Raw genomic sequence first — 17,246 nt, 5'->3', positions numbered from 1 at the left:
AATGAATTATCTGACAACATATATCGTCAAGTTTCGACCAAGTTTCCTTAAGTCCATATTGACTTTTGGCCTACTTCTTTTTGCTTTTGGAAATTCACTGGTATTTGCCCAAAAAGATACCATACCACCTTCCGAGCTGATCATGAGAGACACTATTGATGTAAGTGATTCTGCTCGAACTGGCCTCATTAATAAACTGGTTCAACCTTTTCGCTTTCGTGAAAACAGGAATAGGAAGGAAAGGGAAAGAGTTGTTGATTTGATTAGAAGTTTGACAACTTCAGGAGATTTGGCGATTGATTCTGTCACTGTACAACTGATTGCTGATGAACTTTTAGAACTGACGAATCAATTGTCTGTCACCAGAGATACTACTTTTAAAATTCAGAATGAGATTGCCAAAACAATTAGAAATCTGGACTCGAAGGCACCACAAACCCTGGTAGATTCAATTCAGGTTCAATTGGGAAATGTGCTTCAGGGACTTTTGGATGAATCTCAAAAGGAGAAGGCAGCGGAAAAAATCAAACTTAATGCCGCGCTGGTAGAATTGAGAAAGGTAGGATTGTCTTGCGGTGCTCCAGGCTTACTTGTGTTGCAGGATACCTTAGCTGACACCTTGATAGTCAATTATCAATTCTGTTTAAAAGCAAAAAAGCCAGTTTTTGGATGGTATGGAAGCACAAATAATTTTCAGGAATATAATCTGAATTACCTGACTGATTTGGTCCTCGATAGTTATCAAGTGGGTTCTGATGGGCTGGAAGCCAATCCAAAAGGATTAAAGGCAGTTTTGGATTCAGCGGTCTTATCCAAGGGTTTGGCTTTTGGAAAGCGGATATCCCTTTCAGTAGAAACCAGTTCTTCACAGCGTACTAGAGAATTGATTAGCAATGCAGGTATGGCTACTCGCTTTTTCACCCGAATTAATGAACTGATAATCGCAAATGGGTTAAATGGTCTCAATTTAAACTTGACTGGACTTCGATCAAGTGATAGCAAAGCTGTTTCAGCCTTTGTTTCCAAATTGAAGGCAAGCCTTAGTGAGGTTGATAATAGCTTAATCCTTACACTCAATGTTCCTCCTTTGGCAAATAGCTCACAGATTCAGATAGCTTCGAGTTTGGATTATGCTAACCTGAACCCATGGATTGATTACTACCTAATTCAGACACAGAGACTTAATATCGAAAAAACTACAATTCCATTCTCCCTGAGTCCACTTTTTCCAGACCAAGTCAGTTTGAGGGGATCGATTGAAAATGCAGTAAATTTTTACGCAAACGGGAAAGTACCTGTCAATAAATTAGTTGTGACGCTTAGCTACGAAGGCATTTTCTGGGAGATGCGGGACTTTGTTCCAGGTAGCAGAGCAAAGGATTTTGGAACCATCGTCGACTACCTAGAGAGCCAGGCAATTCTAACAAGAGCCTTGGAAAGTGAAACCGGTGCGGTTGTAGGATTCGATCCTATTCAGTCTTCCTCCTATTTAAATTATAAAGATGGAGTAGGATTAAAGCAACTCTGGTTTACGGATCCAATGGGCTTAGCTACCAAGTATCAGTGGTTATTAGATAATAATCTTGGTGGAGTGGCTATTTTGGGTTTAGGCACTGAGGGGGGCTCTACCTCACTTTGGGATGTGCTTGGTGCAAGCATGATTGAATTGGATTCACTGGTATTGTCTAGTCAGAAAATACAAATAGAAAAGCCAATAGATCAGCCGTCCTTTCTGGATTACCTCAAGAGCTACAGTAGGGATATTCAATGGGCCGGTCTAAATGATATTTATATTGGGGATCCTAACAAAAAGCCAAAAGAAGAATATTGCTACTACGAAATTTACCCTGATAGTGATAGTTTAAAAGTGCTGGCAGATCAGAAAGGGATTCAAAGTTATTGGGACTATGAAAGTAAATTTTCCAAATACCCCGGTACTGATTATTACTCACTTGATTCAGACTTGGAATGCATTTGTCTTTTAGGAAGATGGGATAGGTATGCTGAAATAAATCTAGTCGCATTTATTTCCTTTTTTATCGCTCTGATTATTTCAGTAGCTATCATGTTTATAGGGCTTAGGCGAAACGGAGAAGAATGGAGCTTTAGAAGTCTTCTCATAGCTTTGACGATCACTTTTGGATTGCTTTCTTTCATTAGTTTATTCTTCTATCTTTTTTTTGACACCCATTTTCAATATATCGGTGCGGGAAGCAACGAAGTGACTATATGGGGTGTGATGATTATCTTTTTAATAGGAATTTTAGCTGGAATCATTATTCATCGATTACGTATTTCAAAAACCTTCACACAAAAGGATTTGCCTTAAAATCAGTAAATTACAGAGCTATGGGAAAAATCATTAAGTCATCCGCAAAAGTAAAACCAGGTAAAAACCCTGATTCTGTATTGAATGATCAAAAACCTATAGCTCAGTTAAAAGACAATCGATCAGAAAGTATCCTTCAACAGCAGCTTGCCTCCATGCTGAATTCAAAAAATGGAAAAGAATCTATTCAAAGAGTAGGCTCAGAAGAGGAGGAGCTACAGATGAAGAGTATGGGCGAGGAGGAAGAAATCCAAATGGCAGAAATGGATGAAGAAGAGGAGATGCAAATGAAACTGGAGGATGGGCAGGTCCAAATGGCTGAAATGGAGGAGGATGAATTGCAGATGATGGGTATGGATGAGGAGGATGAACTTCAAATGGCAACATTGGAGGAAGAGGATGAATTGCAGATGAAACTAGTGGATGGGCAGGTCCAATTGGCTGAAATGGAGGAGGAGGAACTGCAAATGAAGGGTGTGGAAGATGAAGAAGAACTGCAATTGAAAGAAAAAAGCAGCGCTTCTGATACATCGAATTTGATTGGTAGAGAGGATAGTTTACAAAGAAAGGAGAATCAAACCGGCTTACCGGATCAACTTAAATCCGGGGTGGAGAACCTTTCAGGGTACAGCTTGGATGATGTTAAGGTCCATTACAATTCCAAGGCCCCAACTCAACTTCATGCGCATGCCTTTGCGCAGGGAACCCAGATTCACATTGCCCCGGGACAAGAAAAGCACTTAGCCCATGAAGCTTGGCATGTAGTCCAGCAGAAGCAGGGTAGAGTGAAGCCTACTCGTCAGTTAAAAGGGAAGGTTAATGTGAATGACGATGAAGGGCTGGAAAAGGAAGCCGATGCTATGGGGGCTAAAGCATTACAAGTAGGCTCTCAAGCTCAAATCCAACTGAAGGAAGAAAGGGAAGTGGCTTCTACAAATACCCAATTGGTAGTGCAAAAAGTCAATAAAAAGGAACGCCCTGTATTTGATGAAAAGGTTTCCGAGCTCATACAGCAAACGAAAACCATCGTGACTGCTTTGGCAAAGAAAGGGGAAGATTGGGAGGCGAAGTACCGAGAAAAGGGAAAAGAAAAGGCAGAAACAAAGACTAAAGGTCTGATTTCTGGAGAAAAGGAAGAGACGAACTATCCGAAAGAGGCTCTTAAACTAATCTGGGGTCAATTGAGCTATGAAGAAAAGTTTGAAATTGCCAAGGAAGTTGGAGGTAGCTTATGGGAAGCGATGAAACAAATACCGAGTTTACCGGACTCCCCTGATGATGAATCTGAATCCTCGGGTAGTATATTCAGTATTTTTGGATCCAGGGAAAAGGAGAGCGATAAGCCAAAAAAAGATAAAAGACCGAAAAAGGATAAGGGAGAAAGCGAACCGGAAGCTTCATCTAGTCTAATAGCAGATGCTTTAAAAGAGGTCACTCTAGATGATGCTAAACAGGCTTATGAGCTTTATCAGAAATATAAAAAGATCAATAAGAAAATAGAGGAAGTAAAGGGGAAAGCTATTGAGGCTTCCGGAAAGGTAGGAGGGGAAGTAGGTGGATTTTTTGGAGATATCCGAAACCGAATAGAATTTGCCAAACAGTTTGAGGGTCAAAGAAGGGAGTTCATGATGGCCCGAAAAAGGTATGAAGTCTTGAAAGGACAGGTTGAGGGAGATCCACGGTATAAGGCACAGTTGGATGCCCTAAGTGACTCTTTGATCAATATTCAGGGACCGGGAAGAGTTTTTTTAGGAATTGAGGAAAGTTGGAATCAGGAATATTTTGAAGTCTGTGCTATTGCCCTACATAATTTAAGAGATTCAGAATCTAAATTCCGAAAACTTATTGGAGCTGTAGAAGAAACTGCAAAAGAGGTCGGTGCGTTTTTGGGGTTAACAGAAAAACCAAAAGAAGATGCACCACAACTGGAAAAGCCAGAATCATTAGAAGGAGCACACGCTTCTATGCTTTTAAAACTTACCACTGTAACTAATAAAAGCTGGAGCTCAAAAACCTTCTTTTTCTTTACTCCGAAAGGAATATCAGAAATTAAATCTTTGATTTCAAAAGGAGGAGATCCTGATAAAATTCTTGCTAAAGTAAAGGCGAAGGCAGAAAGTTTTGGGGGACTAGATAAAAGTGCAAATAGAAGTGCAGAAACCCAAATTCTTTATGATGCCTTGACGAAGGTTAACCTTGGGGATTTAAACAGTGTGTGGGCGGCTTCATCCAAGTTGGATGATGTGGCAGGAATGATTTGATTTTTGAATTTTTGATGATGCTTATGGTTTGGAGCTAACAAACTTAAATTATTATTTTAGTTTCCGGGTAAGGTGGGTGAATTTGGGCGGTTGATCTCTGGAGATGTTTTTATATACCAGATATCCGGCTTTCAACATTATCCATTAAGGGTTTCGAGATAGACTTAGTCCAGTCCGAAAGTGGACTTAGTAACCAATGCCAGATACCTGATCCAAAGAGATCTGCCACATAACAATGATATTAATCTTAAGGTACTTTTATCGGCTCGGGTTCGGATAGGTTGGGGGTACCGATATGACTATGTTAGCAATGGGATATTGACTGATCGGGCGAGGCTAGGATATGTCGTGATTCCGATTTGATAATTAAATCAAATATTTCTGTAAGCAATCCTCCGAGGAATGTCTGAGGTTTTTCTGCTAGCTTTTAATATTTGATTGACCCTTATCTGACCTATGATTTAATCCAGTTCCCATAATTGACTCCCGTTATTAAATTTATTATGTACATTTGTATAAATATTTTGTTATTTTAAGAAATAATTAAATTATGTTTATTTATTCTATTTTTATTGTAATTTATATATAAAAAAATGGATTTAGGATTTACTGACCTTCAGACATATCATGTTTTGGATTCGGGAAAAGACAGTCTGTTTGACGAAATTACGAGGATGGCTGCTGAGGTTTGTGGTTGTTCTGTAGGGTTAATCGTATTGCTTGAGCCTGAAAGACAGTGGTTTAAATCATCTTTTGGATTAGATATCAAAGAGACTCCAATCAAATATTCAATTTGTAAGAAGGTGAAGGAGGAACAGCTTGATTTTTTATTGGTACCTGACCTTAATTCTGATCCAGAGTTAAATGATCATCCTGCTTTGAAGGAATTTGGTGTTCAGTTTTATGCTGGTTTCCCATTATTTTCAAGTGGAGGAAACATAATGGGTACTTGCTGTGTGATTGATTTTGAACCAAAAGTACTGAACGAGTTTCAGTTGAGAAATCTAAGACTATTGGCCCGGCAGGCAAATAATTTATTGGAAATTCATAAATCCAATTTTCAGATTCGCCAAGAAAAAATAGAAATAGAAAAGTGGAGAGAGACTGTTTATAAAGTTGCTGATATTGCAAAAGTCGGGGCGCTCATCATACACTATGATCAAAAATCAGTCATCTTGGGCGATCATACCAGGGAATTGCTTCTTCTCCCTTCAGATTTTAGTTTTGATTTTGATGCTTACCAATCACTAAATGGAAATTACCAAAATTCATTTGAAGAATTAATTTCAGTGGTAAAAAAGCAATTGTTAACGAAAGGAGGGAATAAAGGGTCTCTGGAATATAAATTAGAATCAAAAAAAAGAATCTTTCATTTAGATTATTATAAATCAGCTGAATCATTAATAATCGTTTTTAAGGAAATTACTCAAGCGGTTGAATTACAAGAGGATTTGCGATTATACCAATCGCTAATGCAGGAACTTGAAAAACAAAGCATTATAGGAGCTTGGGAGGTAGATTTAGAAGCAAATACTATTTTTTGGACAGAAAACACCTATAAAATTTATGGTCTAGATTCCAGTGTAAAATTGAATTTAGAGTTTGTGAAAAGCTTTTATCCTGAAGAAAGTTTTAAGCAAATGGAGGAGGATTTTGAAAAGAGTATACAAACTGGAAAGCCTTACAATAGCAATTACCGCTTTAAGTCCAATAATGGGCAAATCAAATGGGTGAAAGTTTTGGGGAATCCCATCAAAACCGATGGGAAAGTTCAGAAGATCATTGGTAGTATTCAGGACATTTCTGAAGACATGGAGGTTAAAAACAGACTGGAGCGTGCCAATTTCTTACTTGAAAAAAGGACCCAGTTATTGGAAAGCCTTGTCAACAACAACTCTTTTTTCATTTTTAGGATGACTGTCTCAAAAGAGGTCATCTTTATGAACCAATACTACAAAACTCATTTTGGTTTTGACCAAAATTATGAAGGAGGAGATACAGCAGATATTTCCGTTCTGGACGAAAGCAGTCTTCTCGAGTCAGAAGAGATGGCAAAGAAAGCCATACAAAACCCCGGGGAAATTTTCAGATCCACTCTAAAGCAGTTTACAAAACAAGGTAAAAAAATCTATTGTGAATGGGATGTGGTATTTCTTGGGCCAAAGCATTCAGAAGGACTTCTCTGGATTGGTCAAGATGTAACTCATAAAATCGAACAAGAACAGGAGATCAGAAAAGTTTCAAGATTAACTTCATTTCTTAATGCCAAACTGGTAGAATTCAATAATATCACTTCTCATCTTTTCAGAGGTCAAATTTCTAATTTATCCGGACTCTACAAATTAATCGAACTCTCTGACAGTCCTGAAGAAAAAAATATGTTTCTAGATTCATTTAAATTGTGTTTGGATCGACTAGAGGAAATCATCTCTGAATTAGATACCATTACTAATTTTGAAATGTCGGAAACAGGCAATATTCAACCTGTTGAATTAGGTATTCTGATTAAAAGTATTATTTCCAAAAATTTCCCATATTTTAACTATGGGATTAATGAAATAGAAATGAATATTCCTCCAGATTTTTTGATTTTGACTTCTTTGGATTATTTAAGTCTTTCTTTAAATCAAATTTTCTCATTCGCATATAATAATAGGCTAAGGGACCTTCCATTTAAACTTAAGATTTCTGCTTGCCAAATGGAAAATTCAATAGCAAAACTTGAGATCATCTCTGAATTCAATCAAATAACCAATGGTCTGGATGATTTTTCACTAACAGGTTTTTCAGAGTTAGAAGTATGGAAGTTAAAATCCGCTCGAATTCTTTTAGAACTGATTGGTGGAGATTTATCGCTGATCAATGATGAAAAAAGTAAAGCTGTTTTTAAAATTTTCCTTCCAAATGCTTCCTAAATCAATTATTTCTATTGACGATGACCCCATATGTATTTTGGTAACTCGTAAATTGTTGGAGAAAAAGCAAGTAATTAATGAACAGGTGGAGTTTAAGTCTTTTACATCCCCTGTAAAAGGATTAAGCTTTTTGAAAGAAAGACATAGGGTAGGGGGAGTGATTGTTTTGCTTTTAGATATCAATATGCCAGAGATGAGTGGCTTTGATGTTTTAAATGAATTAAGTAAAAATCAAATTGAGGATATGCATATTTTTTTGCTTACCTCCTCTATTTCAAGTGCTCATCGAAAAATGGCAGATGAGTATGATTTTATCAAAGGTTTTTTCAATAAACCAATAAATGAAGAGGGAATTGAAATCGTAAGATCTTGTCTGAAAACTTAGGTAGTTGAAAAATTGGCTTGAACCCTACTTAAAAAAGTGAAAGTAGAACTTTACTTCAATATTGATAATTTGATTTTACTTTTTGATCAAATCACTTTTTTCACTTTGGATGTTTCTGAATCAAAAGAAATTTTAGGTCTTCATTTATACTGGTCTTAATCAAAGGTTTTTCAGTTTTTTTGTATATCGATTTGAAATAATTATATTTATCTGTTATTCAATAAGTTATGAAATTATTTATACTGGTGAGTAATTGGGTGAGTTTAAAAGTCTAGTCAGTTGTAAAGTACTGGAAATCAGTGGTTTTTGTGATTTGGTTCAAATCCTGTCACCCCGACAAAATAGGATTTTAAAAGAAATCAAAGCCTTGTAAATCACTGATTTTCAAGGCTTTTTTTTGCCAAAAAGTAGAGTCTTTTTTTGTTTTTTCTCTTTTTGATTGATAAAAGCCCTTTTCTATCGAAAATCTGTCAAAAGAAGATGCTCAACAACTGGAAAAGCTAGAATTATAAGCTGGAGCACAGGCCTCTATGCTTTATAAGCTAACTAAGGAGACCAATAAAAGCTGGAGCTCAAAAACCTTCTTTTCTATACCTCAATTGAATATCGGATATCGAGTCCTTGAGTACGAAAGGGGTAGAGCAAGCTGAATTTTCGATTAGGGTATAAGTGAGGTATATAGTTTTGGAAGCTTATATAGTAACTAAACCGGATTGCTGAAACCCAAGTTTGCTCTAATGCCTTGGCAAAGGATGATCTCATTGCCCTCAATTACGTCTGGGCTTCTGCCGGCTCGGCTGGCTGATGCCATTTAGATGATTTTATTTTTGAATTCAGATTTTTGAGTTTGGCAGTTGGAATGGCGGCCACCTCTTCTCAAGTTGATTTTTGATAACATTAAATCGATAAATGAAAATCATGATCTTTTAATAAAAACTGCCATTTAAAAACTTTAAGCGTTGTTTTATGTATTTGGTAAACGGTGATTATGAAAGATATTTTGTATATAAATTATTTTTCATTCAATTTATAATGAATAATAAATACATAAATATGTTTTTGAAATAAATAGAATTCAAAATACTAAAAAATAATTCATCAGATAAAATATTAATTTAAAAAAAAGTATGGGTTCAAACAATTGAAAATCAATTAATTACAAATATTTTTTATAATAAAATGTAAATAAGTATAAATACGTATAGGTTCGCTTATTTATATCATAGATATTTATAAATAATTCTTTTTATTAACATCTAACTACATTTTATTATGGATTCTTACCTATCAACCATCATGGGTTGGGGGCCTACATGGGCTCCAAGAGGTTGGTCGCTTTGTCAGGGACAATTAATCGCGATCTCACAATTTACAGCAGTTTTTTCACTCATAGGAACAATCTATGGAGGTGACGGAAGAACTACTTTTGCCTTACCAGATCTTAGAGGTAGAGCTCCCGTGGGTGCAGGTCAAAGCCCGGGAACTTCTTTTCATCAGCAGGGAGCCAAGCAAGGTTCGGAAACAGCCACGCTAACTCAACTTGAAATGCCAGTTCATAATCATAATTTTCAAGCTTCGGCCTTGCAAGTCACTATAGAGGGCAAAAATGTTGATGGCAATTCCAATGATCCTAATGGGAAATATTTTGCAAAAGCTGTAACTCCTGCCAATGGTCCTGTTCCTGCAGGTGTGGCTCAAGTGTACACAGATAATAATTCTGCCACCAATGTTCCAATTGCAGGAGGGTCCGTTTCAGGGACTGGAACAACTGGAAATGCCGGAGGAAGTCAGCCATTTAGCATCGTTCAGCCTATTGGTGTGATTCAGTTTATTTTCTGCATGCAGGGTATTTTCCCTTCTCGAAGCTAATATGAACAGGGTTAAATGGGTTTTAGATTCTTTCTAAAACCCATTTTTGAACAAAAAAGTACGATGACTTCACCTATCAAGATTGGGTTTCTACAACCATATTCCTCACTATATCCCTACTATGCTGAACACCTATTGACTGGTTTTTTTCTTGGGTTCGACAGAGATCCATTCCGACAAAATGACATCCAATTCATCCCATATTTCACGGAGTCAGGCTCAGGAACCAAGTGTGCAGAAGGTATAAAAAAACTGATTCATATCGATAAAGTGGATATGATTTCAGGTTTAATCAGTTATGCTGCATTGCCGGAAATCTTGCCTTTACTTGAGAGCTATAATAAATTGGGTTTTTTCTTTGATATGGGAGAAAACATTCCGCATTTTGATTATTTGGGTGATCATGCGTTTTTTTCATCCAATCAACTATGGCAGTCTGAATTTGCATTGGGTAAATGGGCTTCCAAACAATTTGGTTCACCTATCGGGATGATCATGCCCATGTATGAAGCGGGCTATCATTTACACTCTTCCTTCAATCAAGGTGTTTCGATGGGTTCAGGGGGAAATATTTTGCTTAAAGTGATCGATTCAACAAAAATGAATCCCCATCTAGTTCTTCCGGCTCCAGCCATAGCCGAGATGAAAACCGGGAACCCAAGTGTGGTGCATGCATTATTCAGTGGGCCAAGCGGACTCCAATTTTTAAATGACTGGCATCAAGCTGGGTTAAATAAAGAAATACCGCTGATAGTAAACGAAAATATGGTCTATGATGAGTGGCTGAGCGATGTGAGGCATTTAGGACTGGAACTGTTTACCGCTTCCACCTATGACCCAAGAAATGAGAGTAAAGAGAATAAGCGGTTTGTACAAAAGTTCCGAGCGATTGCCGGACAGGACACCAATATGTATGCACTTCTCGGCTATGAAGGAGGCTTAGTTTTCAAAGAATTATTTTCTTTTCTGCAGAAAAAAGACTTTATTAAAGTTAAATCATTATTAAAGACTGAGAAAGTAAGAGGCCCTAGGGGTGAACGGAATTTTTACCCAGAATCTGGTTTTTCAATTCCGGAAATAGATGTCCTAAAGGTCAAAACATCAAATACATCCATCGATAGATTGGTAGTAGAAAGTGGAAAAGGCTTGCTATACAATGAAAGTATTTTCAAAGATATAAGAGAGGCAACTCCATCCGGATGGAAAAACCCCTATATGTGTATTTAGAATTTCTGTTTAGTTGACAGAAAATGAAAATAGAGCAATAAGTTAAAATATTAAACCGATCTACTTTTAGCAGCAGATTTTTAAAGGCTAAGGGTTGACCTAGACATTAGAAAAATTAAGACTATGATACTGAATCAAAAATTTTTGAGCTTGACCATCTTCTCCTTTTTCTTGTTTTTTCAAGTACAGGGACAAACGACTGTGACATTTGATGATCAGGGGTATAGTGAGCAACAAGATATTACAGCAAGCCTCGCTGCAGGGATTAATGGTTTTAAGTTCGTTTTTACAACTTCCAACCCTAATGCCGGATCCCAGGATATTTCGTATGATGCTAATGATGGAGAAGGCGGTACAGGTGGGATTATTACAGAATTTACGGCAGGACAAACCATTACAATTTCAAAAACAGATAATTCTGCATTTCAGTTTGACTCTTTTTGGGCTCAAGGTGCTTTTGGTTCTAATTTAGGCGTAAAAATAGAGGGTTTTAATGGCGGAAGTTCAACTGGTTCTCAAACTATCGGTCCTTTAACTTTTAACAATGGTGTAACTACAAATTTGAATTCGAGTTTTGATAATGTGACATCTGTTGTTTTGACGGATCAAGGCAGCCCATTTGGTTTTGATGCCATTTTTGATTCATTTGTTTTTAGTGCTGCAGTTTCCTCAAACACTGCTCCCACTGCATCTTCATTTACTGCATCAAATGGTCCATTCGAAAACCTAGTCTATACATTTTCAACTTCAGATTTCGGTTATAGTGATGGTGATGGAGATGCATTGAATAATTTGCTGATTGAATCATTAACTGGAGCGGGAACGCTTTTTGTCGATTTGAATGGTAATAATGTATTTGATGGAGGGGAAGCATTAAGTGTTTCAGGTACAGTGTCTAAGGCTGATCTGGATGCCGGTAGACTTAAGTATGTGCAAAATGGCTCATCAACCAATACCTCTTTCCAATTTGAAGTAAACGATGGGACAGAAAATAGTTCGGGTAATTATATCGCAACCTTAAATGTACTCCCTGTACCTACTGTTACCCTTGCAGTAAACCCTGCCTCAAGATCAGAATCTATATCGACCCCCAATGTGGTGACAGCCAGTCTATCCAATATCTATGGGGTAAATACTATAGTAAACTTAGCCTTTTCTGGAACGGCAACAGGATCTAATATAGACTATTCCTTATCAGGTTCAAGTATTACAATCCCATCTGAAAATACTTCCGGAAGCATCAATATTACCAATTTGCCAGACATACTCTTTGAGGGCAATGAAACGGTAATCATTGATATAGCAAGTGTCTCGAATGGAACGGAAAGTGGAACCCAACAGGTAACGTATACCATTATAGATGATGATCCGCTACCGACTGTTTCTTTGGAGGTATTGGATATATATAACCCCATTACTGATGAGAGTGGTGGTCAAGCTTATGTCAGAGCCAACCTAAATGCAGTTGCTGGGGTGGCAGTTACGGTTCCTTTGTCCTTTTCAGGTACTGCAACAGGAGGTGGAACTGATTATTCGGTGACAGGAACATCCATTACTCTTTCACCTGGCGAAATTCGAGACAGTATCCGTGTCACCTCACAATTTGATGGTATCGTAGAGGGCGATGAGACCATCATCATCAGTATGGGTACACCTACAAATGCAATAAAAGGGACTCCCGATCAGGTAACAATAACTATCAAAGATGAGGATGTAGCTACTGAAATATCGATCAATGATCCTTCCGTCAATGAGGGTAATTCTGGGACGACAACGCTTACATTTACTGTCTCTTTAAGCGAGGCAGCACCAGTAGGAGGAGTAACAGTGGATTATGCCAGCTCAGATGGAACAGCGGTGGCAGGATCCGACTATACCGCGGTAAGTGGAACGCTTAGTTTTGCAGTAGGGGAAACTAGTAAGACGATAGATGTCCCTGTTTCAGGTGATCAAACAGTGGAGCTAGATGAGACCCTTACGCTTACTCTTTCTAACCCGACCGGTATCGGAATAGCAATAGCTGATGGTACCGGAACAGGTACCATCACAAATGATGATCAAGCCATAGTAACCATAGCTGATGTGTTTGGAAACGAGGATGATGGACCAATTACCGTCACAGTAACCTTAGATAATGCAGTAGACGGAGGTTTTGACGTGGATGTAAGTACCGTTGATGGCACTGCAACCGTAGCAGATAATGACTTCACGGCGATAGTTAATCAGACCTTGTCATTTGCTGGAACTGCCGGAGAGCAGGAAACATTTACTATCACACCTACAGCTGATGCTACCCCTGAGCCCAATGAGACTGTTCTCATTTCGATGAGTAATCTGGTTCCGGCAGTTGTTGCGTCCAGTAATATTGATATCACAGATGGAGCAACCTTAACCATTTTGAGTGATGATGATATTTCAATTTCAATAAACGATCCTTCAGTTGCTGAAGGAGATGCTGGTTTTACTTCACTTACCTTTACAGTCTCTTTAAGCCACGCAGCGCCAATAGGAGGAGCAACTGTCGATTTTGCCACTGCAGATGGAACTGCGGTTGCTGGATCGGACTACACGGCAGTAAGTGGAACACTTAGTTTTGCGGTAGGAGAAACCAGTAAGACGATAGATGTCCCTGTTTCAGGTGATCTAATAGTGGAGCCAGACGAAACCCTTACGCTAAGTCTTTCTAACCCGACCGGTTTTCGAGTAGTAATATCGGATGGTATTGGAACAGGTACCATCACCAATGATGATTTTCCACCTTCAGGATACACAGTCTCCTGGGATGATTTAATCATTAGTGCATCAGAGGCGACCAACACTTCTTTTACTGTGTCAAGTGCTGAAATAGGAACTACTGCGGTGTATTCTATTTCCAGTTCAGGAGACGGTAATATTGCTACGATATCTGGAAGGGAATCTATTGGAACCTCTTCTCAGGCTGTGTCAGTTGATGTTTCTTCTTTGACTGATGGAGTACTCACAGTTTCACTTGTTCTAAGAGATGGTTCAGGAAATACGGGAGCCACCGCTACCGATAATTCGGCTACCTTGGACCAAACTCCGCCAGTTCCTGATTTAAGCGATTTGCTAGACATCAATGAACAGTGCGCTGTGACAAGCCTGATACCTCCTACAGCCACAGATAATCTGAGTGCAACAGTGACAGTTACTAACAATGTAACCTTGCCGATTACTACTCAAGGTACCACAGTGGTGACTTGGACTTATGATGATGGGAATGGAAATACTTCTACCCAGAATCAGAATGTAATTATTGACGATACAACTCCGCCATTACCTGATGTATTGAGCTTGCCAAATATTACAGCCCAATGCCAAGTGACATCCTTGATTCCTCCTACCGCTACCGATAATTGCGGAGGAACGGTCACGGTTACAAATAATGCGACTCTTCCAATTACAACTCAAGGTACCACGGTAATAACTTGGTCCTATGACGATGGCAATGGAAATATTACTTTCCAGAATCAAAATGTAATTATTGACGATACGACTCCACCAACTCCAGATGTAATAGGCTTGCCAACAATTACTGCGCAGTGTGAAGTGACTTCCTTAACTCCTCCTACCGGTACAGATAATTGCGGAGGTCCGCTTACAATTACGAGCAATGCAACCCTGCCGATTACCACCCAAGGCACCACTGTGATCACTTGGGCATATGACGATGGTAATGGAAATATTTCTTTCCAAAACCAAAATATAGTGATCGAGGATACTCAAGACCCGATCATCAGTGCAAAATCAGCAATCTCCTTGAATGTGGATGCCTTCGGCACAGTGGAGCTTTTGCCTAGCATGGTAGATGATGGATCTACGGATAATTGTGGAATACAATCCCAGACCTTTAGTCAATCCGTTTTTGATAGAAATGATGAAGGTGTTAATTCAATCCAATATATTGTTGAAGATGCTGCAGGAAACACATCTGAAGTGACCATCAATGTGACAATTGTTGTTGTACCAAAAGTGTTGACAGTCACCGCTGATCCGGGACAATCCAAGCTTCTCGGAACAGCAGATCCTGTATTTACTTTCACTGCTTCTGGATATGAAGGTACAGATGATGAGACAATTTTTACTGGAGCACTTTCACGAGATGGAGGAGAAACAGTGGGTACTTATGCCATTAATCAGGGTACACTTGATTCCGGACCGAATTATACCATCAATTTTGTTCCAGCTGATTTTGAAATCAAAAAAGGCATCCTTCAGATAACTGGATCATTTAGTGCCATTGATAAAGTTTATGATGGCACAAGGTCTGCATCATTTATCATAGCCAGTTTGAATTTGGTTGGTATTGATGCATCGGCGACTAATGTCTTTATAAATGATATAACAACTGAATTTGTGGATAAAAACGTTGGCGTTGGAAAAGAGGTCAGAATCACTTCTGTCAACTTGGGAGGTGCAAATGCATCATCATATGAAATTGATTATTCCGGTTCGCCTACTTCCACAGCTACTATTTCTGCTGCTTCACTTTCAGTCACTGGCTTAACAGCAAACAATAAGGTTTATGATGGTACGACCCTAGCTTCTCTATCTGGAACTCCTTCTGTTACTGGAATTGGTTCTGATGACGTATCGGTGATCGGTACATCTGTAGCCAATTTCACACAGTCCAATGTAGGTATGGCAATTCCAGTAACTGTTACGGGGCTCTCTTTGGATGGTACGGATAAGGATAATTATGAAATTATACAACCTGCTGGTTTAGAAGCAGATATTACTCAAGCAACACTCTCAATTACCGCAAATCCGAATCAAAGTAAGGTGTTTGGATCCCCTGATCCAGTGTTTAGTTATACTGCATCCGGGTTTATTGGCGCTGAAGACGAAACAATCCTAACTGGTGCCTTAACTCGATCCCCTGGAGAGGACATTGGAATCTATTCAATCCTACAAGGTGATCTAAGCGCAGGAGATAACTACACGATCGACTTCACCGGAGCGGATTTTACGATTGCCGAGAAGACTTTGACTATCACGGTTGATGCCGATCAGAGGAAAATCTATGGTGAAGCTGATCCAATGTACACCTATCAGGCGAGTGGTTTTGAAAACGGAGACGATGAAAGTATCCTTACTGGAGCTTTGGCAAGAACTGCCGGAGAAAATGTCGGCACCTATCCCATCAATCTTGGTAGCTTGGATGCTGGTTCTAACTACACGATCAACTTTATCGGAGCGGACTTTACGATTACAGAGAAAACTTTGGATATCACGGTCGATCCTGGTCAGGACAAAATCTACGGAGAAGCTGACCCAGTCTTTACCTATCAGGCAAATGGCTTTGAAAATGGTGATGATGAAGGTATTCTGACAGGAGCTTTGGCAAGAATTGCCGGAGAGAATGTAGGTGCCTATGCCATCAATCTGGGAACCTTAAGCGCAGGTGATAATTATACCATCAACTTCACGGGAGCGAACTTTGAGATTACTCCAAGAACGTTGAATGTTTCGGCCAATCCTGATCAGGCCAAGGAATTTGGACAAACGGATCCCGTTTTCTTATTTACTGCATCCAATTTTGGCAATGGAGACAATCAATCCATATTCTCTGGAGCATTGAGTAGAGCTCCAGGTGAAAATGTGGGTTCTTATCCGATTACTATTGGGTCGCTTTCCGCAGGTTCAAATTACCTCATCAACTTTACTTCGGCCAATTTTGTAATAGCAGAGAAAGTATTAACAATAACTGCAAATGTTGGCCAAAGTAAGGTGTTTGGACAGGCAGATCCGGTATTCACCTTTGCAGCTACTGGTTTTGCGGGGGGAGATGACGAAAGTATCCTGACAGGATCACTCTCAAGGGTAGCCGGAGAGAATGTTGGAACTTACCCATTACAGTTGGGAAGCTTAAGCGCTGGATCTAACTATACCATCAACTTTATACCTTCCAACTTTGCAATCACAAGAGCTACAATTACAGGAATTACATTTACAGGCGGAAGCTTTGTCTTCGACGGATCAGCCAAGTCTTTGGCTATCACGGGGACACTTCCTACGGGTACTTCAGTGGCTTATACAAACAATGGTCGAACGGATGTAGGAACCCAAGAAGTCACTGCGACTATTACGGGATCCAATTACAATACTTTGGTTTTGACCGCTGACCTGACCATCACACCGGCCGATATCACAGGAATTACCTTTGAAGATGGAAGCTTTGTCTTTGATGGAACTGAGAAGAGTATTGAGATCAGTGGAACACTTCCAGCAGGTACCTCAGT

Annotated in this window: 7 protein-coding genes; all 7 read left to right on the top strand. The window is 39.0% G+C overall.

The window, feature by feature from the left end:
- The first annotated feature begins 1 nt into the window (after nt 1).
- Complete coding sequence (locus G457_RS0120595; RefSeq protein WP_035484519.1) at nt 2–2,329, top strand: glycoside hydrolase family 18 protein; 2,328 nt, start codon at nt 2–4, stop codon at nt 2,327–2,329.
- Between the two features lie 20 nt (nt 2,330–2,349).
- The gene (locus G457_RS22705; protein ID WP_211230247.1) at nt 2,350–4,590 is read left to right on the top strand and encodes an eCIS core domain-containing protein; all 2,241 of its coding nucleotides are present in this window, start codon (nt 2,350–2,352) and stop codon (nt 4,588–4,590) included.
- Nucleotides 4,591–5,183: 593 nt separating this feature from the next.
- A complete protein-coding gene (locus tag G457_RS22460) occupies nt 5,184–7,505 on the top strand; it encodes a PAS domain S-box protein (protein WP_026948133.1) in 2,322 nt (773 codons plus the stop codon).
- Nucleotides 7,495–7,890, top strand: coding sequence for a response regulator (locus G457_RS0120580; RefSeq protein WP_162142726.1), 396 nt, complete (start codon nt 7,495–7,497; stop codon nt 7,888–7,890). Before G457_RS22460 ends, G457_RS0120580 begins: the two co-directional genes overlap by 11 nt.
- Nucleotides 7,891–9,162: 1,272 nt before the next feature.
- Nucleotides 9,163–9,759: a phage tail protein gene (locus G457_RS0120570; protein ID WP_026948131.1), complete on the top strand. Its 597-nt coding sequence runs from the start codon at nt 9,163–9,165 to the stop codon at nt 9,757–9,759.
- 63 nt (nt 9,760–9,822) lie between these two features.
- Nucleotides 9,823–10,986, top strand: coding sequence for an ABC transporter substrate-binding protein (locus G457_RS0120565; RefSeq protein ID WP_162142725.1), 1,164 nt, complete (start codon nt 9,823–9,825; stop codon nt 10,984–10,986).
- Between the two features lie 123 nt (nt 10,987–11,109).
- The coding region (locus G457_RS22080) for an MBG domain-containing protein (RefSeq protein ID WP_035484516.1) at nt 11,110–17,246 on the top strand (6,137 nt) is incomplete at its 3' end.

Origin of the sequence: Algoriphagus marincola DSM 16067 (assembly GCF_000429405.1) — a bacterium.
In the GTDB taxonomy this organism is placed as follows: Bacteria; Bacteroidota; Bacteroidia; order Cytophagales; family Cyclobacteriaceae; genus Algoriphagus; species Algoriphagus marincola.
This window is presented reverse-complemented; position numbering and strand designations above follow the sequence as displayed.

Excerpts from the sequence above, each read along its gene's own strand:
- G457_RS0120595 (WP_035484519.1), top strand. The coding sequence starts at position 2 with ATGAATTATCTGACAACATATATCGTCAAGTTTCGACCAAGTTTCCTT.
- G457_RS22705 (WP_211230247.1), top strand. The coding sequence starts at position 2,350 with ATGGGAAAAATCATTAAGTCATCCGCAAAAGTAAAACCAGGTAAAAAC.
- G457_RS22460 (WP_026948133.1), top strand. The coding sequence starts at position 5,184 with ATGGATTTAGGATTTACTGACCTTCAGACATATCATGTTTTGGATTCG.
- G457_RS0120580 (WP_162142726.1), top strand. The coding sequence starts at position 7,495 with ATGCTTCCTAAATCAATTATTTCTATTGACGATGACCCCATATGTATT.
- G457_RS0120570 (WP_026948131.1), top strand. The coding sequence starts at position 9,163 with ATGGATTCTTACCTATCAACCATCATGGGTTGGGGGCCTACATGGGCT.
- G457_RS0120565 (WP_162142725.1), top strand. The coding sequence starts at position 9,823 with ATGACTTCACCTATCAAGATTGGGTTTCTACAACCATATTCCTCACTA.